Origin of the sequence: Streptomyces sp. V4I2, from assembly GCF_030817655.1 — a bacterium.
In the GTDB taxonomy this organism is placed as follows: Bacteria; Actinomycetota; Actinomycetes; order Streptomycetales; family Streptomycetaceae; genus Streptomyces; species Streptomyces plumbiresistens.
The window spans coordinates 6,102,082-6,122,411 of the sequence record NZ_JAUSZM010000003.1; the positions used below are offsets into that span (position 1 = coordinate 6,102,082).

Below are 20,330 nucleotides of genomic sequence, written 5' to 3' on the forward strand. Positions count from 1 at the left end.
TTCGCGCCCCCCGCCCCTGCCCCCGCGCGGGTGCCGCCCTCCGCCGGAACCCCCGCCCTCGTGGGCGGGGCGGCTCCGGCGGCGCTGGGATTCTGCGTCGGTCTCGTCATCTTCAGCTGACCGGCAGGGGTTGTTCGGCCCAGATGGTCTTGCCGGTCGGGGTCTGGCGGGTGCCCCAGCCCTGGGTGAGCTGGGCGACCATGTGCAGCCCGCGTCCGCCCTCGTCGTAGGTACGGGCGCGGCGCAGGTGCGGCGCGGTACTGCTGGCGTCGGAGACCTCGCAGATCAGCGTTCGGTCGCGGATCAGCCGTAGGCCGATCGGGACCGCCCCGTACCGGATGGCGTTGGTGACCAGCTCGCTCACCACGAGTTCGGTGACGAACGCCGCTTCCTGAAGCCCCCAGAGGGCCAGCTGGCGGGAGGCCTGGGCGCGGGCGTCCGCGACGATCGCCGGGTCGGACGGCAGGGACCAGGCGGCGACCTGGTCGGTGTGCAGGGCGCGGGTGCGGGCGAGGAGCAGGGCCACGTCGTCGTCGGGGCTGTCGGGGAGGAGCGCCTTGAGTACCGCGTCGCAGGTGACCTCCAGCGAGGGGGTGGGGGAGCCGAGGGACTCGCACAGCCGGTCGAGGCCGAGGCCGATGTCGTGGTCGCGGGCCTCGATCAGGCCGTCGGTGTAGAAGGCGAGCAGGGTGCCCTCGGGCAGTTCCAGTTCGGTGGCCTCGAAGGGCAGGCCGCCGACGCCCAGGAGCGGCCCGGGGGAGAGCTTGACCACGCTGACCGTGCCGTCGGGATAGAGCACGACGGGCGGGGGGTGGCCGGCGCTGGCGAGGGTGCAGACGCGGGAGACCGGGTCGTAGACGGCGTACAGACAGGTGGCGCCGATCTCGCCGGCCGACGGCATCTCCTCGGGGATGCTCTCGTCGTCGTAGGTGAGATGGGTGACCAGGTCGTCGAGGTGGGTGAGGAGTTCGTCCGGGGGCAGGTCGACGTCGGCGAGGGTGCGCACCGCCGTGCGGAGCCGTCCCATGGTGGCGGAGGCGTGCAGGCCGTGTCCGACCACGTCGCCGACGACCAGGGCGACCCGGGTGCCGGACAGGGGAACCACGTCGAACCAGTCGCCGCCCACGCCGGCCCCCGTACCGGCCGGCAGATAGCGGTACGCGACCTCGACGGCCGCCTGTCGGGGCAGGCCGTGGGGCAGCAGGCTGCGCTGGAGGGCGAGGGCGTTGGCGTGCTCCCGGGTGTAGCGGCGGGCGTTGTCGATGCCGACCGCCGCCCGGCCCGCGAGTTCCTCGGCGAGGAGCAGATCGTCCTGCTCGAAGGCGTCCGAGGAACTGCCCCGGGCGAAGACCGCCACGCCGAGCGTGATCCCGCGGGCCAGCAGCGGGACCGCCATGATCGAGTGGAAGCCGTACGCCCGCACGCTGGCGCTTCTGGCCTCGTGCCGGGTGATCCACTGGACGAAGTCGGGGTCGTCGGTCCCGCTGAGCACGGGGCGGCCGGTCGCCAGGCAGCGGGCGGGGGGCGAGAAGGCGGGGTAGGTGTCGACGTGGCCGAGGTGCACGGCGGCCTCGGGCACTCCCTCGGCGGCGGACTGGTGGGCGACCCGGCGCAGCACCACGGCCGCGTCGACCGGGCCCGGGACCGGCTCCTCCCCTCGGGTCACGGAGTCCAGAAGGTCCACGCTGACGAAGTCGGCGAGCCGGGGTACGGCCAGATCGGCGAGTTCCTGGGCGGTGCGCTCCACGTTCAGGGTGGTGCCGATACAGGCGCCCGCCTCGTTCAGCAGGGCCAGCCTCTGCCGGGCCCAGTGCTGGTCGCTGCTGTCGAACGCCGCGGTGCCGACCCCGCACACCCGGCCGGTGGAGGGGTCCCTGACGGGCCACATCTCGATGATCCAGGCGTGCTGGCGGGAGGAGGACGTGCCCGGTGCGAAGCGCTCGTAGCGCATCGGCTCCGCGTCCTGGGCCACCTGGTCGACGAACCGCAAAAATCCCTCGTCGGCGCCCTCCCCGTCGAGGACGTCCGGGTAGGGCGAGCCGGTGTCCGCCGACGCCACGGTGTTCGGCCGCCAGTGGCGCGAGCGTGTGGTGAAAGTGGACATGGCAACAGAGGACTGGGCGCACGCCCACTCCACCATCCTGCGGTCGTATCCCGGCTCGGAGGTGTCCGCGGTGGCGGTCACGACGAACCCCTGGGCCTTCTCGTCGCCGTCCAGCGAGGGGTAGGAGTGCAGGGCCAGCTCGACGCGACGGCCGTCCTGGTGACGGAAGGCCGCCGTGCCGCTCCACTCCCGCGAGTCGGTCCGGGTGAACCCGGCCGGGCGGGAGCCTTCCACGGCGAGCAGGCCGGCCGCGGAGTGCCCGACCACGTCCGAGGCGCGGTAGCCCAGCAGCCGCCGAGCTCCCTCGCTCCAGCCCGTGACGGTGCCTCGGGGGCTGATGGTGGCCGTGGCGGCTCCGGTGTCCATCCTTGCTCAATTCGTGCCGGGCGTGTCACTCATAGTCTTCAGCGTGCCCGTCGCACCAGAAACGGACAAGTCGGACTTGGTCGAGTGGGTTGCGGTGCCGTCCGGCGATGTCGTCGTCATCGCCCGATGTTTGTCATCGCCCGACTGTTGTCATTGCCGGACTTGTACTTAGGGAGTCCTTACAGTGAACGGCTAGCATCGCGAGCGCGATAGCCGGCCGGGATTGGGGTGAGAACGTGCGGGAACCGAGGATCGGTGTCGCCGTGGTGACCATGGGGAACCGGCCGGCGGAAGTCGACGCGCTGCTGGAGTCCGTGGCCAAGCAGGACCTGGCCCCCCGGCGCATCGTGATCGTCGGCAACGGCTGCCGGCTGCCCGAGTTCGCCGCGCGGCTGTCGCTGCCCGGCGAGGTCACCACCATCGACGTCGAGGAGAACCTCGGCTGCCCCGGCGGGCGGAACGTGGCGCTGGCCCGGCTGCGGGAGTTCGGGGACGTCGACGTCGTGGTCGAGCTGGACGACGACGGGCTCCTCGTCGACGCCGATGTGCTGCGCCGCGTGGCGGAGCTGTTCGCCGCCGACCCGCGCCTGGGCATCGTCGGCTTCCGCATCGCCGACGAGCTCGGGGAGACGCAGCAGCGGCACGTCCCCCGCGTCGGCTCCGCCGATCCGATGCGCGGCGGGTACGTCACCGGGTTCCTCGGCGGCGGACACGCCTTCCGTATGACGATGCTCGGCGAGATCGGGGACTGGCCCGCCGAGTTCTTCTTCGCCCACGAGGAGACCGACCTGGCCTGGCGGGCCGCCGACGGCGGCTGGCGGATCCTGTACGCGCCCGAGCTGCTGCTCCAGCACCCGAAGACCTCGCCCGCCCGGCACGCCATCTACTACCGGGTGAACGCCCGCAACCGGGTCTGGCTGGTCCGCCGCCGGCTGCCCCTCGCGCTGATTCCCCTGCACCTGGGCGTGTGGACGCTGCTCACGCTGCTGCGGGTACGGTCGGCGGCCGGATTGCGCGCGTGGTTCGGCGGATTCGTCGAAGGCGTACGGGAGCCTGCCGGTGAGCGGCGCCCGATGCGCTGGCGGACCGTCTGGCGGCTCAGCCGACTGGGGCGTCCGCCGGTCATCTGACAAGGAGGGGGACTCACTTCGCGTCCGCATAACACTCCACCACCGCCGTGCTGAACGGAAACCGCACCGGCGTCTCCCCGAACGTCAGCCGGCCCGCCAGCTCCGCCGCCTCCCGGATCGCGGCCACGACCGCCTCGGCCTCCTCCTCGGGACAGTGCACGATCACCTCGTCGTGCTGGAAGAACACCAGTTCGGCCGCCATGTTGGCGCAGGACTGCCGCAGTGCGGCGAGCAGCAGTAACGTCCAGTCGGCGGCGCTGCCCTGGACGACGAAGTTGCGGGCGAAGCGGCCGCGGGCGCGGGCGTCGGTGGAGGCGTACCCGGGCACCCACTGCCGGTCCCCGGACTCGTCCTCCGCGGCGGGGATGCCCGCCTCCTCGGAGGCGTCGTCGCCCGTCCCGGCCGCCGGTGGGCAGGTCCGGCCGAGCCAGGTCCGTACGAGCCGACCCTCCTCGCCCGCGCGGGCCGCGTCGTCGACGTAGGCCACCGCGCGCGGGAAGCGGCGTCTGAGCGCCGCGAGGTTCTTGAGCCCGTCGCCGGAGGTCTGGCCGTAGACCGCGCCGAGCACGGCGAGTTTGGCCTGGGCGCGGTCGCCGGAGAAGGCGCGGTCGGAGACGGACTGGTACAGGTCGGTCTCCCGGCCGGCCACCTCCATCAGCCCGGGGTCGCGGGAGATCGCCGCGAGGACGCGCGGCTCCATCTGGTCGGCGTCGGCGACGACGAGCCGCCAGCCGGGATCGGCCACCACGGCCCGACGGATGACCTTGGGGATCTGCAGCGCGCCTCCCCCGTTGGTCACCCAGCGGCCGGTGACGGTCCCGCCCGCCTGGAACTCCGGCCGGAAGCGGCCCTCGCGCACCCAGTCCTGCAGCCAGGACCAGCCGTGCGCGACCCAGATGCGGTACAGCTTCTTGTACTCGACGAGCGGCTTCACGGCCGGATGGTCTACCGACTCCAGCTCCCAGCGCCGCGTCGACTTCACCTTGATCCCGGCCTGCGCGAACGCCTTGACCACGTCGGCGGGCAGGTCGGGGCGGACCCGGCGGCCGAAGGCGGCGGACACCTCGTCGGCGAGTTCGGCCAGGCGCCGGGGCTCACCACCGCCCGCGTACCGCTCGCCGAGCAGTTCGTGCAGCACCCGGCGGTGGACGTCGGCGCTCCACGGCAGTCCGGACCGGTTCATCTCGGCGGCCACCAGCATCCCCGCCGACTCGGCCGCCGTCAGCAGCCGCATCCGGTCCGGGTGCGCGGTGGCCTCGTGCCGACGCTGCTGCTCGGCGTACACCTCGACCAGGTCCGTCAGCGGCAGGTGCACGGACTGCGGCTCGAACAGGGGCGACTGCGAGCCCGGTTCGGCGGACCGCTGCGGCGGATCCGGCGGTACGGGGCCGCCGCGCAGCCGGGCCAGGGCGGCGGCCGCCGAACGCGGCTCGCCGGAGCGCCCCTCGTGGCCCAGCAGCAGCGTTTCCGCGTCCTCGACGTCGTAGCACCGCTCCACTCGCACCCCCGTGGCGAGCAGACGCGGGTACGTCTCGGCCGTGGACCGCCACACCCAGCGCGTGACGTCCGGCAGGCCCCGTACCGCCTCGGCGGGGTCCGGCGCCCGCCGCACCGGCCCGGCGAGCAGCCCGCCGGGGCCGAGGGGGGCGAACTCCACGCCACCGTCCTCGGCCGGAGCGAGAGCCCACCGGTCGGTCATGCTGCGAGTGTGGCAGGAGGGTCTGACAACGGCCTCTGACCTGCTCCGGCCTGATTGGCCTGCTCAGTCCTGCTCCGGCCCGACCGGCCCTCTCCGGCCTGACCGGCCTGCTCAGTCCTGACCGGCCTGCTCCGACCTGTTCAGTCCTGTTCGCCGAGCTTCACCGTGACCTCGGCGAGTGCCGCCGCGATGTTCCCCTCCACCGCCGGCTTGGTGATGCCGAGGCCGGACAGGACGCCCTCGCCGTTCTCGAACTCCAGCAGGGCGAGCAGGATGTGCTCGGTGCCGATGTAGTTGTGGCCGAGGCGGAGGGCCTCGCGGAAGGTGAGCTCCAGGACCTTCTTGGCGTCGGAGCCGTAGGGGACGAGCTCCGGGACCTCCTCGGCGGCGGGCGGCAGCGCGGCGGTGGCGGCCTGGCGCACGGAGTCCAGGAGGACGCCCTGCGCGGTGATCGCCTTGGCGGCCAGGCCGTCCGGTTCGGCCAGCAGGCCGAGGACCAGGTGCTCGGGGCGGCCCTCGGGGTTGCGGGCCGCGATCGCCTCGTTGTGGGCGGCCATCACCGTGTTGCGGGCGCGGGGCGTGTAGCGGCTGAAGCCGGAGTTCGGATCGAGGCCCGCCGACTCCTTCGGCACGAACCGCTTCTGCGCGGCCTGCCGGGTGACGCCCATGCTCTGGCCGATGTCCGTCCAGGAGGCGCCCGAGCGCCGCGCCTGGTCCACGAAGTGACCGATCAGATGGTCGGCCACCTCGCCGAGGTGCTCACCGGCGAGCACCGCGTCCTGGAGCTGATCGAGGGGCTCGGCGTGGACCTTCTTGATGGCCGTGATCAGGTCGTCGAGACGTACGGATGACGTGATGTTGGGGTTCGTCGTCATGTGTCAACCTTAGGTTGACAGTAGGCGGGTGTCAACCTCGGGTTGACACCCAGCGGGTCCGTGACGCGAGTTCCGGAGTGAGACGATCGTCCGGTGAGCAGCACCGTCGAACGCGCCTTCCAGGTCGCCCTCTACGCCGACACCGACTCCGCCCTCGACACCGGCGCCTCCCTCCTCGCGGCCGACCCCACGGCGGACGCCGAACTCGACCGGCGGGGCCAGGAGTTCGTGGCGACGGCCTGGCGGCGCGGCTGGCAGCCCGCCGACGTCGTACGGATCGTGCGGCGCGAGCTGGAGGACGTACACGCGCGCGTGCTGTCCGCGCTGATCCGCTCCCAGGCGGCGTACGACCGTCCGCGCGGCCCCCGCTGGACCGCCCAGCTCGACGAACTGGCCGCCGAGGCCGCCGAGGCCGCCGAGGCCCCGCCCCGCACGGACCGCTTCTCGTACGCGACCGTCGTTCTGGAGCTGTACCGCCTCCTCCTGAGCCTGCCCGCGATCGAGCCCCTGGAGCAGCCCGCCGCCGCCCGGCACCACTCCAAGTCCGAGTCCCGCATGCTCGCCCGTATCCGCGCCCTCCTCGCCAAGGCGGAGGCGACCGGCTTCCCCGAGGAGGCCGAGGCGCTCAGTGCCAAGGCGCAGGAGCTGATGGCCCGGCACAGTGTCGACGAGGCGCTGCTCGCGGCCGGGGCGCCCGCGGCCGACGCCCCCGGCGCCTGCCGGATCGGGGTCGAGCCGCCGTACGAGCAGGCCAAGGCGGTGCTGCTGGACGCGGTCGCCACGGCGAACCACTGCCGGGCCGTGTGGAACGAACCCTTCGGCTTCACCACCGTCGTCGGTTTCGAACCGGACCTGGAGGTGGTCGAGCTGCTCTACACCTCGCTGCTCGTCCAGGCCCAGTCCGCGATGGCGAAGGCGGAGGCGGCGCAGCGCGCGGGCGGCCGTAAGCGGACCAAGACCTTCCGGCAGTCCTTCCTCGCGGCCTATGCCCACCGCGTCGGCACGCGTCTGGCCGCGGCGGCGGACACCCAGGTCACCGACGATCTGCTGCCGGTCCTCGCCACCCGCGAGGTCGCTGTCGCCGACCACCTCGACCGCATGTTCCCGGAGACCACCACCACCCGCCTGCGCGGCGTCAGCGACGAGGCGGGCTGGACGGAGGGGTCCCAGGCGGCCGACCGGGCCCAGGTCCGGGCGCGCCGGCCGCTCGGCTGAGGAGGCCGCTGAGGCTGAGGAGGCCGCTGAGGAGGCCGCGCACCTGTCGGCCGGGTCAGTCGCCGACCTGCTGGAACCCGCTCACCGTGGCGTCGGGCTCGCTCCCGTCGCCCTTCAGCGCGACCTCGCCGTACGACCACGGGAAGCCGTGCGTGGCCGTGGCCCCGGGCAGGCTGAACTTCCCGGTCTTCACGGCGAGGCTCTGCGCGCCGCCCGCCTCGCCCCGGACGTAGGTGATGGTGAAGGACACGGCCTGGTTCGCGGCGAGGGTCAGCTTCTGGGCCGTGGCGGCCGGGTCCGCGGGGACGTCCGTCGAGGTGTCGCCCGCCTGGAGGCCGACGGTGGGGAGGCCGTCGAGGGTGCACTCGGTGGCGCTGTTGGTGATCGTGACGAGGACGCTGCCCGTGTCCCCGGCGGCCGGGGCCTCGGCGGCGGGCCCGACCTCGACGGTGACCTCGTCGAGCTTGCAGGCGGTGCTCGCGGCGCTCGCCTTGCCGGTCTCCGCGGCGCCGCCGCCGCCGTCGTCATTGCTGCCGCTGTCGTCGCAGGCGGTGAGGAGGAGGGCTGCGGCGAGGGTGGCTGCGGCCAGGGAAGGGGCGGTGCGCATGAGGGTCCTCTGGGGGAGCGTGATGCCGATGGTCGAGTGCATGGATCATCACGCATCAGGCGGTGGTGCGGTTGCCCGCCCCGCCCAGGAGACCCGGTCGCCCGGGACGGAAACACGGAAACTCAGGACCCCAGGCTCGCCGTCGGCAGCTCGCTCGGCAGCTGCCCGCCCTCCGACCTGGTGTAGGTCTCCGTGCCGAGACCGCCCTCCCAGGTCACCTCGAGCGTCGACCCGCCGACGGAGTCGACCGTGCCCTCGGCCCGTTTCTTGCTGCCGTCCGAGCACTTGAGGCGGATCGTTTCCGCGCCCGACTCCTCGCCGGCGGTGCCGCTGCACACCGCCCCGTCGGTGGCGAAGAGCCCGGCCTTGGCACCGGTGATCACCAGCGCCACGGCCTTGCCGTCGGTGGTCGCGAGCCAGCTGCCCTCCAGCTCGTCGGACGCGGCCGTGCCCCCCTCGCTGCCGCCGGTCGCACCGCCGGTGTCCGCGCTCCCGGACGCGCTCCCGGACGCACTCGCGCTCGCGGACGGGCTGGGGCCGCCGGAGGCCTCGTCGTCGGAGCCGCCGTCACCGCTGCACGCGGTCAGGGTGAGCGCACCGGCCAGGGCCGCGGCCGCGGCGGCGGTCCGCACCCGCCGCCGCGCCGCCGTACGCGAGAAGGTCGCCGAAGTCACTGGAAGCTCCCAAGCTGTAGCCGGTCGCCCCGTCGGCCGAGTCGGCCGGAAAGGACCGCAGCAAGCTACCAGGGCGTAACCGGGCCTACCAGGACGACTTGCGAACGCCCGGCAGGTACCCCGCGTGCGCCTGCTCACGCAGCCCCACCCGGGACAGCCCGAAGGCACGGAAGTAGCCGCGGGGCCGTCCGTCCACCTGGTCGCGGTTGCGGACCCGGGTGGCGCTGGCGTCCCGCGGCTGCCGGCGCAACTCCTCCTGGGCGGCGAGCCGTTCGGCCTCCGTCGAGGACGGCCGCCGGATGATCTCCTTCAGCTCGGCCCGGCGGGCCGCGTACCGCGCGACGATCACCTGCCGCTGCTCGTTCTTCGCGATCTTGCTCTTCTTCGCCATCAGACCTTCACCCCTCGCGCCCGGATCCGGGCCACGGCCGCCTCGACGCCGATCGTGTCGACGGTCTTGATCCCCTTGGTGCTCAGTCGCAGTCGTACGTGCCGGCCCTCGCTCGGCAGCCAGTAGCGCTTGGGCTGGATGTTGGGGTCGAAGCGGCGCGAGGTGCGCCGGTGGGAGTGGGAGATGCGGTTGCCGAAGCCGGGCTGGGCGCCGGTCAGCATGCAGTGGGCGGACACGGGTGATGCACCTCTCTCGAAGCAGTTGTAGAAATGGAATTCATTTTCAGTAAGATACCAGCATGGCTCGCAACGAACTCCGCCCGGTCATCAAGCTCCGGTCCACCGCCGGGACCGGCTTCACCTACGTCACCCGCAAGAACCGCCGCAACGACCCGGACCGCATGACGCTGCGCAAGTACGACCCGGTCGCCGGCCGCCACGTCGACTTCCGAGAGGAGCGCTGACACCGCCATGCGCAAGGGAATCCACCCGGAGTACCGCCCCGTCGTCTTCCGCGACCGCGCCGCGGACTACGCCTTCCTCACCCGCTCGACGATGACCAGCGAGAAGACGGTCGAGTGGGAGGACGGCAACACCTACCCGGTCGTCGACGTCGAGATCTCCGACGTCAGCCACCCCTTCTACACGGGCACCGCCCGCGTCCTGGACACCGCCGGGCGCGTCGAGCGCTTCGAACGCCGGTACGGAAAGCAGGGCTAGAACGGTGGCTGTGCCTTCCGCACTCTCCGTCGTGATCGTCGGCGGGCTGCACGCCGACGCCCGCAGGGCGGCCGTCGCACGGCTGCTCGCCGACGTGCCCGGCAGCGTCGTACTCCACCACGACCTGGCGACCGCCACGGCCGGCACCGTCGTACGGACCATCCGTGACGCCACCGGCATCATCGACGCCGGCGAGGCACCCCTGGTCAACGACTGCGCCTGCTGCGCGCTCCGCGAGGACCTGGTGCCCGAACTGCGTCGGCTCGCCGACGTCGGCGCGACCCACCTCGCGGTCGTCGAGCTGTGGGACTCCGTCGAGCCCAAGGCCATGGCCGAGGTGGTCGCGGCCGGTGGGCTCACCGTCACCGGCGTGATCACCGCCGTCGACCCGGCGCTCGTCCTGCCGTACCTGGCCAACGGCGACGACCTGGCCGAGGGCGGCCTCGCCGCCGCGGCCACCGACCAGCGGACGGTCGCCGACACCTTCGCACGGCAGCTGGAGTACGCCCCCGTCCTCGCCCTGGCCGACTCCCCGGAGGCCGACGACGAGGACCGGGAGCTGCTGGCCCAGCTGCATCCGACGGCCCGCCAGGTCCCGATCGGCCACGGCGACCTGGCGGGCGCCGGGCAGGAACTCGCCCGCGCCGCCCTCGCCGGCTTCGACGTGGAAGCCGCAGCGGCCGCCCAGCACCCCGCGTGCGCCCTGCTGCCCGCCGAGGCGGACGCGCACGGCGTGTCCACCCTCGTCTGGCGCCGGCACCGCCCCTTCCACCCGGAGCGGCTGTACGAGGCCCTGGAGGACATCACCTGTGCCGCCGCCCGCAGCCGGGGCCGGTTCTGGCTCGCCGACAAGCCGGACGCGCTGCTGCACTGGGACGCGGCCGGCGGGGCGCTGTGCGTGGAGAGCGCGGGCCCGTGGCTCGTGTCCCTTCCGGACGCGGCCTGGGAGATGGTCCCGCCGGTGCGCCGCGCCGCCGCCGCGCTGGACTGGCACCCCGAGCACGGCGACTGCTGCCAGCACCTCGTCTTCACGTCCCCCGGCCTCGACCGCGACGGACTGGAGTCGCTGCTGGAGTCCTGCCTGCTGACCGACACCGAGTACGCCGCCGGGCGCGACGCCTGGAAGCGGCTGCCGCCCGCCTTCGACACCCTCCTGGAGGTCTGACCCCGCCATGCCGCCCCGCAAGACCGACCGCAAGCCCGTCAAGAACCGGCCCAATCCGCTGGATCAGGCCAAAATCACGTACATCGACTACAAGGACACCGATCTGCTGCGGAAGTTCATCTCGGACCGCGGCAAGATCCGCAGCCGCCGGGTCACCCGCGTCACCGCTCAGCAGCAACGACTGCTGGCCCGCGCGATCAAGAACGCGCGGGAGATGGCACTGTTGCCGTACTCCAGCCGCTGACGGCGGCTCCCCGGTATCGCACCGTGGCCACCGGCCGGGCGACGGTCCATTCCCGGCCATCGCCCGGCCGATGGAACACGAACGCCGTGCAATGCGTCTCTTTCCAAGGCAAGCCTTGGTGCGCGGCGGCATCGGTAAAACGTCCGGCAAAGCTGTAACCGCAGGAACACCCCCCGTGCACGTGCATCTGCAGATGCATCCGCCCATGCGTCTGCACATGAACAGGGCTATGATCCGGTTCAGTTGACCATGCATCAATGGCCTCATCAGCCAGTGCACCACCGGGGAGCGACCTGTGGACCACGACGTGTACGACGTTGACGCGTCCGGCGTGTACAACGGCATGCCGGCCCCCAGGCTGGACGGGGTGGCCTGGCAGAAGAGCAGGCACAGCAACTCCCAGGGCTCCTGCGTGGAGTTCGCCCGGCTCCCCGGCGGCGAGGTGGCCGTACGCAACTCGCGCTTCCCCGACGGACCGGCGCTCGTCTACACCCGCGCCGAGATCGAGGCGATGCTGCTCGGCATCAAGGACGGCGAGTTCGACCACCTGATAGTGAGCTGAGCCGGGCCGCTCCGGACCGTAATGTCGCTGTTGCTCCGCGTAACGCGCGTAGAACCCCGGCGTCGGAAAACGCCGGGGTTCCTCATTCGCCGGACTGCGGCTGGGGCAGCCGGAACAGCGCCCAGACGACCTTCCCGCCCAGCGTGCCCGCCAGCGGATGCCAGCCCCAGCTGTCGCTGAAGGAGTCGACGAGGAACAGTCCGCGGCCGGACTCCGCCGAGAAGTCGTCTGCCTCGCGGGCGATGGGACTGTCCGCGCTGGGGTCGCGCACCGCGCACACCAACCGCTCGGTCCACCGCATCAGATGCAGCCGCACGGGCGGGCTCTGCTCCGGTACGCGCGGGGTGTTGGCCGGCAGTGCGTGCCGCAGCGCGTTGGTCACCAGCTCCGAGACCACCAGACAGACGTCGTCGAAACGGTCGCCCAGATCCCACCCGTCCAGTGTTCTGCCGGTGAACTGCCGTGCCTCGCGCACGGCTTCGTAGCGAGCGGGCAGGGCACATGAAGCGGCGTTGGACACGGCCGCGGGGTCCAGCGGCGGAAGGCCCTGCCGTAACGGCTCGAGCATGGTCGATCCATTCGTCCCCATGCGAGGCACTCCCGGGAGGTCGCGGTCGTTGCGATGCAGCGGTTGCGCGGGACCATGGTTTCGGATGCGTACAGCAGATGCAAGGGCAGATGCACGTGCACGTGACCGAATTGGACCCTCCCGTACCGCTTGTTGGCCAATTTTTCCGCCACCTTCTCCCCGACTTCTTGCCCACTCCTCCCCAGAACCTGTCTGCCCACTGTGCGGATGGATCAATTATTTCCATCTCTGTAATCGGACGAGTACTGCTCGGAGTGTTTTAGTGGCAGACTTCGGCGTCTGAAGACGGTTGGGGAGGCTGACGAACGTGAGCGCGGGAGAGCCCGGATCGGTGGTGCGGCGGATGCTGCTCGGCTCGCAACTCAGGCGACTGCGTGAGGCGCGCGGAATCACCCGCGAGGCCGCGGGGTACTCGATCCGCGCCTCCGAGTCGAAGATCAGCCGGATGGAGTTGGGCCGGGTGAGCTTCAAGACACGGGACGTGGAGGACCTGCTGACGCTGTACGGCATCACGGACGAGGCGGAGCGCAACTCGCTGCTCTCCCTCGCCAAGGAGGCCAACGTCGCGGGCTGGTGGCACAGTTACTCGGACGTGCTGCCGAGCTGGTTCCCCACCTACGTCGGCCTGGAGGGCGCGGCGTCCCTGATCCGCGCCTACGAAGTCCAGTTCGTGCACGGCCTGTTGCAGACCGAGGCGTACGCGCGCGCGGTCGTGCGGCGCGGCATGAAGGGCGCGAGCGCGGAGGACGTCGAGCGGCGCGTGGCGCTGCGCCTGGAGCGGCAGAAGTACCTCCTGGAGGACGACGCCCCCGAGTGCCACATCGTCCTGGACGAGGCCGCCCTGCGCCGCCCCTACGGCGACCGCGAGGTGATGCGCGGTCAGTACCAGCACCTGATCGAGATCTCCGCGCGCCCCAACGTCCGGCTGCAGATAATGCCGTTCAGCTTCGGCGGGCACTCCGGCGAGAGCGGCGCGTTCACGATCCTCTCCTTCCCGGAGTCCGACCTGTCCGACGTCGTGTACTTGGAGCAGCTCACCAGCGCGCTGTACCTGGACAAGCACGAGGACGTCGCCCAGTACGAGAAGGCGCTGAAGGAACTCCAGCAGGACAGCCCCGGGCCGGACGAGAGCCGGGATCTTCTGCGGGGTCTCCTCCAGCTGTCCTAGGGTTTTCCCCAGGTTCTCCCCAGAAGATTGCCCAGAGTGCCCAACTCGCTTGAGACGCAAGTACGATGACGTGTGATCAGACCGTGACGTTGATCGTGTGTCTGCTAGTGATTTGGGGATCACATGTCGTCCTACTTCACCGACCTGGCTCAGCAGTACATCGACGGTGAGTGGCGCCCGGGCACAGGCTCCTGGGACATCATCGACTTCAACCCGTACGACGACGAGAAGCTGGCATCGATCACGATAGCCACGGTCGACGAGGTCGACGAGGCGTACCAGGCGGCCGCCCGCGCCCAGAAGACGTGGGCCGAGACCAACCCGTACGCGCGCCGCGCCGTCTTCGAGAAGGCCCTCGGACTGGTCGAGGAGCGCGAGCAGGAGATCGCCGAGGTGATCATCGCCGAGCTCGGCGGCACCCGGCTGAAGGCCGGCTTCGAGCTCCACCTCGCCAAGGAGTTCCTGCGCGAGTCGATCCACCTGGCGCTGCGCCCCGAGGGCCGGATCCTCCCGTCGCCGGTCGACGGCAAGGAGAACCGCCTCTACCGCGTGCCGGTCGGCGTCGTGGGCGTGATCAGCCCCTTCAACTTCCCGTTCCTGCTGTCGCTCAAGTCGGTCGCCCCCGCGCTCGCCCTCGGCAACGCCGTCGTCCTCAAGCCGCACCAGAACACGCCGATCGTCGGCGGCTCCCTGGTCGCGAAGATCTTCGAGGACGCGGGCCTGCCCGGCGGTCTGCTCAACGTCGTCATCACGGACATCGCGGAGATCGGCGACGCCTTCATCGAGCACCCGATCCCGAAGGTCATCTCCTTCACCGGCTCCGACAAGGTCGGCCGCCATGTCGCCACCGTCTGCGCCGCGAACTTCAAGCGCTCGGTCCTCGAACTGGGCGGCAACAGCGCACTGGTGGTCCTCGACGACGCGGACATCGACTACGCCGTCGACGCCGCGGTCTTCAGCCGGTTCGTCCACCAGGGCCAGGTCTGCATGGCCGCGAACCGGGTCCTCGTGGACCGTTCGGTCGCCGACGAGTTCACCGAGAAGTTCGTCGCCAAGGTCAAGACCCTGAAGGCCGGCGACCCGCGCGACCCCGAGACCATCATCGGCCCGGTCATCAACTCCTCCCAGGCGGAGGCCCTTTCCGGCGTCGTCGAGCAGGCGATCACCGAAGGTGCCACGGCGCTCGTGCACGGCACCAGGACGGACAACCTGGTCGAGCCGTCCGTCCTCACCGACGTCCCCGCCGGCTCCTCCCTGCTCCAGCAGGAGGTCTTCGGCCCGGTCGTCTTCCTCGTCCCCTTCGACGGCGAGGAGGAGGCCGTACGCATCGTCAACGACACCCCGTACGGCCTGAGCGGCGCCGTCCACACCGGTGACATCGAGCGCGGCGTGAACTTCGCCAAGCAGATCGACACCGGCATGTTCCACGTGAACGACGGCACCGTCCACGACGAGCCGCTCGTCCCCTTCGGCGGCGAGAAGCACTCCGGCATCGGCCGCCTGAACGGCGACAACACGGCGGACTCGTTCACCACGCTGAAGTGGATCTCGGTGCAGCACGGGCGGAGCGGGTTCCCCTTCTAGGTTTCACCGGCGGCCTTTCTCCGGCCGCTGTTTCTTCGGCTGCTGTTTCTTCGGCTGTCGCGGCCTTGCGGACAGAAGCTGACCGCAACGGCCCGTAGCTTCGTCGGTGTCGGGGGAAACCCCGGAACTTCCCGAATCCGACGAAAGGCGGCCGGTCATGGTCACTCACGTGCGAGCCGAGGCGCAGGGCGACGAGCGCGGTGCGCTGCTCTCCTTCCTGGCCGAGCAGCGCGGCGGCATCCGGCGCGCGGTGCTCGGGCTGACGGACGAGCAGGCCTCGTCGCGCCCCAGCGCCAGCGAGCTGTCCCTGGCCGGTCTGCTCAAGCACGTCGCCGAGGTCGAGCAGGGATGGGTGGCCCGCGCGAAGGGCGAGGCGCCGGTGGTGAAGCGCGACGAGTCGAACTGGCACGAGTGTTTCGAGCTGGTGGGTGACGAGACCGTGGAGGCGCAGCTGGCGTACTGGGAGAAGGTCGCCGCCGACACGGAGGTGTTCGTCCGCTCGGTCCCGAGCCTCGACGACACCTTCCCGCTCCCGAACGAGCCCTGGTTCCCGCCGGACGAGGCCGTCTCCATGCGCTGGCTCGTGCTGCACCTGATCCGCGAGACGGCCCGGCACGCCGGCCACGCCGACATCATCCGCGAGTCCCTGGACGGCGCCACCGCCTTCGAACTGGTGGCCAAGGAGCAGGGCGCCTCCTGGGGCTGACCCGCGGCGCCGCGACGCGGCGGCCTAATCTGGACCGCATGTCAGCGATCCGTCTCCTCGTGCTCGGCGCGGTGCGCCAGCACGGCCGGGCCCATGGCTACCAGGTGCGCAACGACCTGGAGTACTGGGGCGCGCACGAGTGGTCCAACGCCAAGCCCGGCTCGATCTACCACGCGCTCAAGCAGATGGCCAAGCAGGGTCTGCTGCACGCGCACGAGATCGCGCCGTCCACCGCGGGCGGCCCGCCGCGCACGGAGTACGAGCTCACCGAGGCCGGCACCGAGGAGTGCTTCAGGCTGGTGCGCGAGGCGCTGACCTCGTACGACCAGAAGATGGACCTCAAGTCGGCGGCCATCGGCTTCATGGTGGAGCTGCCGCGCGCCGAGGCCGTGGCGCTCCTGAAGGAGCGGATCCGGCGCATCGAGGAGTGGCGCTCCGCCGTCACCGAGCACTACGTGCCCGAAGAGGGCCCGGAGCAACTCGGCCACATCGGCGAGATCATGAACCTCTGGGTCCACACGGCGGACGCCGAGGCCGAGTGGACCCAGGGGCTGATCGCCCGCATCGAGGGGGGCGCCTACACCTTCGCGGGTGAGGGCGAACCCTTCGTCGGCATCCTGGCCGAGGGCGAGGAGAACCCGTACGCGACGGATGAGCGGCATCCGGGAGACGCCCGCTAATCAAGTTTGACCAATGCGATGCGCGGTGATACTTTGCTGAGGTAGTCAAGTTTGACTAACGAGGGTGGGCGGGCGAGTGAGCAAGGGAGTGGCAGTGGCCGACACGGCGATCACCGTCGAAGGCGCACACAAGAAGTACGGCGACAAGAAGGCACTGGACGGACTCGACCTACGGGTCGGGCGAGGGACGGTGCATGGCGTGCTCGGGCCGAACGGCGCGGGCAAGACGACCCTGGTCCGCATCCTGTCCACCCTGCTGCGGCCCGACGCGGGCCGGATCGAGGTGGTGGGCCACGACCTCGTGACCCGCTCCCAGGAGGTCCGCTTCCGTATCGGACTGCTCGGCCAGCACGCGGCCCTCGACGAGGAGCTGTCCGGCCGCCAGAACCTGGAGATGTTCGGCCGGCTGTACCACCTGGGCGCCCGGCACGCGCGCGTGCGGGCCGGCGAGCTCCTGGAGCGCTTCGGCCTCGCCGACACCGGCCGCAAGCCCGTCAGCGCCTACAGCGGCGGCATGCGGCGCCGCCTCGACCTGGCGGCCTCCCTCATCACCGACCCGGAGGTCCTCTTCCTGGACGAACCCACGACCGGCCTCGACCCGCGCGGCCGCGCCGAGGTGTGGGCCGCGGTCCGCTCCCTCGTGGGCGCCGGTACGACGGTCCTGCTGACCACGCAGTACCTGGAAGAGGCCGACCAGCTCGCCGACCGCATCTCGGTCGTCGACCGGGGCCGCGTCATCGCCGACGGCACGGCGGACGAACTGAAGGCGCTGACCGGGGGCGACCGAATCGACGTGGTCCTTCGGGACGCGGGCCAACTGGGCGCGGCGGTGGCCCTCTTGCCGCTCGCCGCGTCGCAGGTGTCCGTCGACGCCGACCGCCGGCTGCTCAGCGCGCCGGTCACCGACCGCATGGCGGCACTGTCCGGTGTCGTACGGGCACTGGAGGAGGCCGGCATCGAGGCGGAGGACGTGGCCCTGCGCCGCCCGACGCTGGACGAGGTGTTCCTGCACCTCACCGGCGACGACAGAGGGGGCGACCAGCGAGTGGGCGACCACCGAGTGAAGGAGGCCGCGTGAGTACGAGTACGAGCACAAGCACGTACGCCACGAGCCGGTACGGCACGCGCGCGTACGCACTGACCGATTCCTGGACCATGACCCGGCGTGAACTCGCCCACTGGGCGCGGCAGCCGGTGCAGGTCGTGGTCGGCCTGGTCTTTCCCGTGATGCTGCTGCTGATGTTCGGCTACCTCGTCGGCGGTGGGCGGGAAGTCGAAGGAGGCTACGTCGACTACCTGGTCCCCGGCATGCTCGCGCTCACCATGGCCTTCGGCCTGGAGGGCACGATGCTCGCCGTCACGCAGGACCTCAACAAGGGCGTGATCGACCGCTTCCGGTCCATGCCGATGGCCAACAGCGCGGTACTGGTGGGCCGTTCGGCCGCCGACATGCTCCAGTCGGCGGTGAGCCTCACGGTGATGATCGGAGTCGGGTACGCGATCGGCTGGCGGCCGCACGGCGGGGTCTCCGGCCTCCTCGGAGCCGTCGGGCTGCTCCTGCTGTTCCGTTTCGCCATGCTGTGGATCGGCATCCACCTGGCGATGGTGGCCGGGAAACCGGAGCTGGTGCAGGCCGTGCAGATCCTGGTCTGGCCGGTCGGCTTCCTCTCCAACGCCATCGCGACCCCCGAGTCCATGCCGGGGTGGCTGGGCACGGTGGTCGAGTGGAACCCGATGTCCCAGACGGCGACGGCGGTACGGGACCTGTTCGGCGGGCCGGGCGGGGAGCGGGGGCATGTGTGGGCGGCGGTGGTGTGGCCGCTGGTGCTGCTGGGGGTGTTCTTTCCGTTGGCGGTGCGCAGGTTTCGGGGGTTGAGCAAGTAGGGCGGTGCGGAGAGTTGGCGGGGCGGAGTGTCGGCGGGGCGGAGTGTCGGCGGGGCGGCAGGGCGACGGGGTGGAGTGCCGGCCGGGGCGGCAGGGCGGCTCCGAAAAGTCGTCGCGGGGGAGTGGGAACCCGGATGCGGCGAGCGGTGTACCAGGAATGACAGTGCATCGCGGCCGGGCGGCTTCGGAGGATCTGTGGTGGATCGGGGGGTTCCCATGAGGTGGGTCAGGGGCAGGGCGGTGGTGGCCGCAGCGCTGGGCGTGCTGGCGTTGGCGACGGCTTGCGTGGACGCGGGGGCGGAGGACGGGCGTGCGGAGGCCGGGTGGGCGGACGCGCGTGCGGGCGAGAGGGGGGACGCGGGGGCCGCCGGGGCCCCTCGTGCCCCGTCCGCGCCGGACCTGCCCGGCTTCGTGGCCGGCACCGGCTTCGCGTAGGCGGTCGTGGGCGACAGGGGAGTGTCCGGGAGCCGGTGCTTGGGCGGAGCCTCGGTCATGCCGCCGATCGGGTTGGCCACGCCGTAGAAGGGATTGACGGACAGGGGACGCTCGTCGGGCTTCTCGGGGCCTTTGTGGAGCGGCGTGGGCGGGCCTTCTCAGGGGATCGGGGGGTTCATCGGCGGGTTCAGACGACCGGAGTTCCGTCCTTGCGCAGCTGCATCTGCGGACGCCCCGTCACCAGGAGCCAGGCGGGCAGGGAGGCGATGCAGAGCAGGGCGAGGATCGCGGGGGAGGCCACCAGCACGGCGGCCGTGAACAGGCTCACCCAGCCCTGCCGGGTGATGGCGAGAAGCATCCCGAGGACGCCCGCGGCGACACCGACCGCCGGGTGCACGGCGGGCACCAGGGCATGGGCACCGAGCCCGAAGGCGACGCCGACGAACACGGCCGGGAAGATCCGCCCGCCCCGGAAGCCGCAGGACGCGGCGACGAGCAGCGCGGCCAGCTTCACCACCGCCATCGTCGCGAACTCTCCCGCCGACCAGCCCTCGGGGCTGCGGGCCAGCTCGCCGACCTCGTCCAGCCCCTTGAAGAGCGTCAGATGGCCGCCCAGGGCCGCCAGCAGGCCCAGCACGAGCCCGCCCGCCGGAAGGGCCAGCATCGGGTGCCCGAGCCGGGCGAAGGCGCCGTGGACGTACGGGAAGGCGTACACGGCGGCCATGCCGAGCAGCGCCGCCGCCGACGCGACCACCAGCACCGCCAGCAGGTCGCCCCAGCCGGGCCGCCCGATGGCGGGCAGATGCAGATCGAAGGTCGGATGGGCCACCAGGGTGGTCGTCAGGGCGCCGGCCGCGGCCGCGACCAGCGGCGCGAAGACGTTGTCCCATAGCGCCCCCTTCAGCTGCTTCCCGGCCAGCGCCTCCGAGATGAGCAGCGCCGCCGCCACCGGCGTGCCGAACAGGGCCCCGATCGTCGCCGCCTCCGCCAGCGCCGGCCACAGGCCGCCCGGAACCCGCGGGAGCAGTCGGCTGCCCAGCCAGAAGGCGAGCCCCACGTTCACGGCGATGATCGGGTTCTCGGGACCGAGACTCGGCCCGCCCGCGAGCATCAGTCCGGTCGCCAGCACCAGCCCGGGCAGCACGACGGGCGGGAGAACGGGAGCGTCGAGGCCGGTGGTGGCCGGGTCGGGACCGGCGTGCCCGGGCACCTTCCACACCACCAGCCCGACCGCCGCGCCCGTCGCGGTGAGCACGACGAGCATCCACAGCACGGAGTACCGGCCGATCCCCAGCGCGTCCGGCAGGTCCTGCCACAGCACGTCCTGGAGCTCCTCGGCCGCCGCGCTCACCCCGACGAAGAGCAGGCTCGCGCCCACTCCTACGACGAGAGCGGGGAGGATCAACGGCAGCAGGGCGCGCGCCGGGGTCGCCGGGGCGGCGGGTGCCTGCTGCACGGTGTCCTGGGCCACGGGCTCACGATAAGCGGACGAAACCGGCGGAACATCCGGAGGGATCCGGCCGGGCCCGCCGC

At 71.7% G+C, this 20,330-nt stretch carries 23 protein-coding genes; 14 read left to right on the plus strand and 9 right to left on the minus strand.

Annotation, left to right across the window (positions count from 1 at the left end; all coding sequences use genetic code 11):
- Window positions 1-112 precede the first annotated feature (112 nt).
- Window positions 113-2,470: a SpoIIE family protein phosphatase gene (locus tag QFZ76_RS28910; protein WP_307676468.1), complete on the minus strand. Its 2,358-nt coding sequence runs from the start codon at window positions 2,468-2,470 to the stop codon at window positions 113-115.
- 236 nt (window positions 2,471-2,706) lie between these two features.
- Here QFZ76_RS28910 and QFZ76_RS28915 point away from each other — a divergent pair, with 236 nt between their 5' ends.
- Window positions 2,707-3,600, plus strand: a complete 894-nt coding sequence (locus tag QFZ76_RS28915) for a glycosyltransferase family 2 protein (RefSeq protein WP_307676469.1) — start codon at window positions 2,707-2,709, stop codon at window positions 3,598-3,600.
- Between the two features lie 13 nt (window positions 3,601-3,613).
- On the opposite strand, the gene QFZ76_RS28920 is transcribed toward QFZ76_RS28915, so the two are convergent.
- Window positions 3,614-5,299, minus strand: coding sequence for a bifunctional 3'-5' exonuclease/DNA polymerase (locus QFZ76_RS28920; RefSeq protein ID WP_307676470.1), 1,686 nt, complete (start codon window positions 5,297-5,299; stop codon window positions 3,614-3,616).
- Between the two features lie 140 nt (window positions 5,300-5,439).
- On the minus strand, window positions 5,440-6,174 hold the full coding sequence (locus QFZ76_RS28925; RefSeq protein WP_307676471.1) for a Clp protease N-terminal domain-containing protein: 735 nt from the start codon (window positions 6,172-6,174) through the stop codon (window positions 5,440-5,442).
- Between the two features lie 93 nt (window positions 6,175-6,267).
- On the opposite strand from QFZ76_RS28925, the gene QFZ76_RS28930 reads away from it, so the two are divergent.
- Window positions 6,268-7,389, plus strand: coding sequence for a DUF2786 domain-containing protein (locus QFZ76_RS28930; protein WP_307676472.1), 1,122 nt, complete (start codon window positions 6,268-6,270; stop codon window positions 7,387-7,389).
- A 55-nt stretch (window positions 7,390-7,444) separates the two neighbouring features.
- On the opposite strand, the gene QFZ76_RS28935 is transcribed toward QFZ76_RS28930, so the two are convergent.
- The 4 genes from QFZ76_RS28935 to rpmB all read right to left on the minus strand — a co-directional run bounded on the left by QFZ76_RS28935 (window position 7,445) and on the right by rpmB (window position 9,297).
- A complete protein-coding gene (locus tag QFZ76_RS28935; RefSeq protein ID WP_307676473.1) occupies window positions 7,445-7,996 on the minus strand; it encodes a DUF4232 domain-containing protein in 552 nt (183 codons plus the stop codon).
- A gap of 122 nt (window positions 7,997-8,118) precedes the next feature.
- The gene (locus QFZ76_RS28940) at window positions 8,119-8,670 is read right to left on the minus strand and encodes a hypothetical protein (RefSeq protein ID WP_307676474.1); all 552 of its coding nucleotides are present in this window, start codon (window positions 8,668-8,670) and stop codon (window positions 8,119-8,121) included.
- Between the two features lie 85 nt (window positions 8,671-8,755).
- Window positions 8,756-9,061, minus strand: coding sequence for a 30S ribosomal protein S14 (gene rpsN / locus QFZ76_RS28945; RefSeq protein ID WP_307676475.1), 306 nt, complete (start codon window positions 9,059-9,061; stop codon window positions 8,756-8,758).
- Window positions 9,061-9,297: a 50S ribosomal protein L28 gene (gene rpmB / locus QFZ76_RS28950; RefSeq protein WP_307676476.1), complete on the minus strand. Its 237-nt coding sequence runs from the start codon at window positions 9,295-9,297 to the stop codon at window positions 9,061-9,063. Before rpmB ends, rpsN begins: the two co-directional genes overlap by 1 nt.
- Window positions 9,298-9,359: 62 nt before the next feature.
- Between rpmB and rpmG the strand changes: the two genes are divergently transcribed.
- The 5 genes from rpmG to QFZ76_RS28975 all read left to right on the plus strand — a co-directional run bounded on the left by rpmG (window position 9,360) and on the right by QFZ76_RS28975 (window position 11,751).
- Window positions 9,360-9,524, plus strand: a complete 165-nt coding sequence (rpmG, locus tag QFZ76_RS28955; RefSeq protein ID WP_015658813.1) for a 50S ribosomal protein L33 — start codon at window positions 9,360-9,362, stop codon at window positions 9,522-9,524.
- Between the two features lie 7 nt (window positions 9,525-9,531).
- On the plus strand, window positions 9,532-9,780 hold the full coding sequence (locus tag QFZ76_RS28960; RefSeq protein ID WP_307676477.1) for a type B 50S ribosomal protein L31: 249 nt from the start codon (window positions 9,532-9,534) through the stop codon (window positions 9,778-9,780).
- Window positions 9,781-9,784: 4 nt separating this feature from the next.
- Entirely contained in the window at window positions 9,785-10,945 is a 1,161-nt protein-coding gene (locus QFZ76_RS28965) for a GTP-binding protein (RefSeq protein ID WP_373464369.1), read from the plus strand.
- A gap of 7 nt (window positions 10,946-10,952) precedes the next feature.
- Window positions 10,953-11,189, plus strand: coding sequence for a 30S ribosomal protein S18 (gene rpsR, locus QFZ76_RS28970; RefSeq protein ID WP_266435819.1), 237 nt, complete (start codon window positions 10,953-10,955; stop codon window positions 11,187-11,189).
- Between the two features lie 295 nt (window positions 11,190-11,484).
- Window positions 11,485-11,751, plus strand: coding sequence for a DUF397 domain-containing protein (locus tag QFZ76_RS28975; RefSeq protein WP_307676479.1), 267 nt, complete (start codon window positions 11,485-11,487; stop codon window positions 11,749-11,751).
- 82 nt (window positions 11,752-11,833) lie between these two features.
- On the opposite strand, the gene QFZ76_RS28980 is transcribed toward QFZ76_RS28975, so the two are convergent.
- A complete protein-coding gene (locus QFZ76_RS28980) occupies window positions 11,834-12,340 on the minus strand; it encodes an ATP-binding protein (RefSeq protein ID WP_329338432.1) in 507 nt (168 codons plus the stop codon).
- Between the two features lie 343 nt (window positions 12,341-12,683).
- Here QFZ76_RS28980 and QFZ76_RS28985 point away from each other — a divergent pair, with 343 nt between their 5' ends.
- The 7 genes from QFZ76_RS28985 (at window position 12,684) to QFZ76_RS29015 (ending at window position 18,797) form a co-directional block, all read left to right on the plus strand.
- The gene (locus QFZ76_RS28985; RefSeq protein WP_266448232.1) at window positions 12,684-13,508 is read left to right on the plus strand and encodes a helix-turn-helix transcriptional regulator; all 825 of its coding nucleotides are present in this window, start codon (window positions 12,684-12,686) and stop codon (window positions 13,506-13,508) included.
- Window positions 13,509-13,631: 123 nt separating this feature from the next.
- Entirely contained in the window at window positions 13,632-15,092 is a 1,461-nt protein-coding gene (locus QFZ76_RS28990; RefSeq protein WP_307676480.1) for an aldehyde dehydrogenase family protein, read from the plus strand.
- 157 nt (window positions 15,093-15,249) lie between these two features.
- Complete coding sequence (locus QFZ76_RS28995) at window positions 15,250-15,798, plus strand: DinB family protein (protein ID WP_307676481.1); 549 nt, start codon at window positions 15,250-15,252, stop codon at window positions 15,796-15,798.
- A gap of 38 nt (window positions 15,799-15,836) precedes the next feature.
- Window positions 15,837-16,478, plus strand: coding sequence for a PadR family transcriptional regulator (locus QFZ76_RS29000; RefSeq protein ID WP_266435807.1), 642 nt, complete (start codon window positions 15,837-15,839; stop codon window positions 16,476-16,478).
- A 94-nt stretch (window positions 16,479-16,572) separates the two neighbouring features.
- Window positions 16,573-17,556, plus strand: a complete 984-nt coding sequence (locus QFZ76_RS29005; RefSeq protein WP_307676482.1) for an ATP-binding cassette domain-containing protein — start codon at window positions 16,573-16,575, stop codon at window positions 17,554-17,556.
- Window positions 17,557-17,633: 77 nt separating this feature from the next.
- A complete protein-coding gene (locus tag QFZ76_RS29010) occupies window positions 17,634-18,362 on the plus strand; it encodes an ABC transporter permease (RefSeq protein WP_307680158.1) in 729 nt (242 codons plus the stop codon).
- 216 nt (window positions 18,363-18,578) lie between these two features.
- Window positions 18,579-18,797 carry a hypothetical protein gene (locus QFZ76_RS29015; protein WP_307676483.1) on the plus strand — a complete coding sequence of 73 codons (219 nt, stop codon included), beginning with the start codon at window positions 18,579-18,581 and terminating at the stop codon, window positions 18,795-18,797.
- A gap of 187 nt (window positions 18,798-18,984) precedes the next feature.
- Here the strand turns inward: QFZ76_RS29015 and QFZ76_RS29020 are convergent, their stop codons facing one another.
- A complete protein-coding gene (locus QFZ76_RS29020; RefSeq protein WP_307676484.1) occupies window positions 18,985-20,268 on the minus strand; it encodes an ion channel protein in 1,284 nt (427 codons plus the stop codon).
- Window positions 20,269-20,330: the final 62 nt, after the last annotated feature.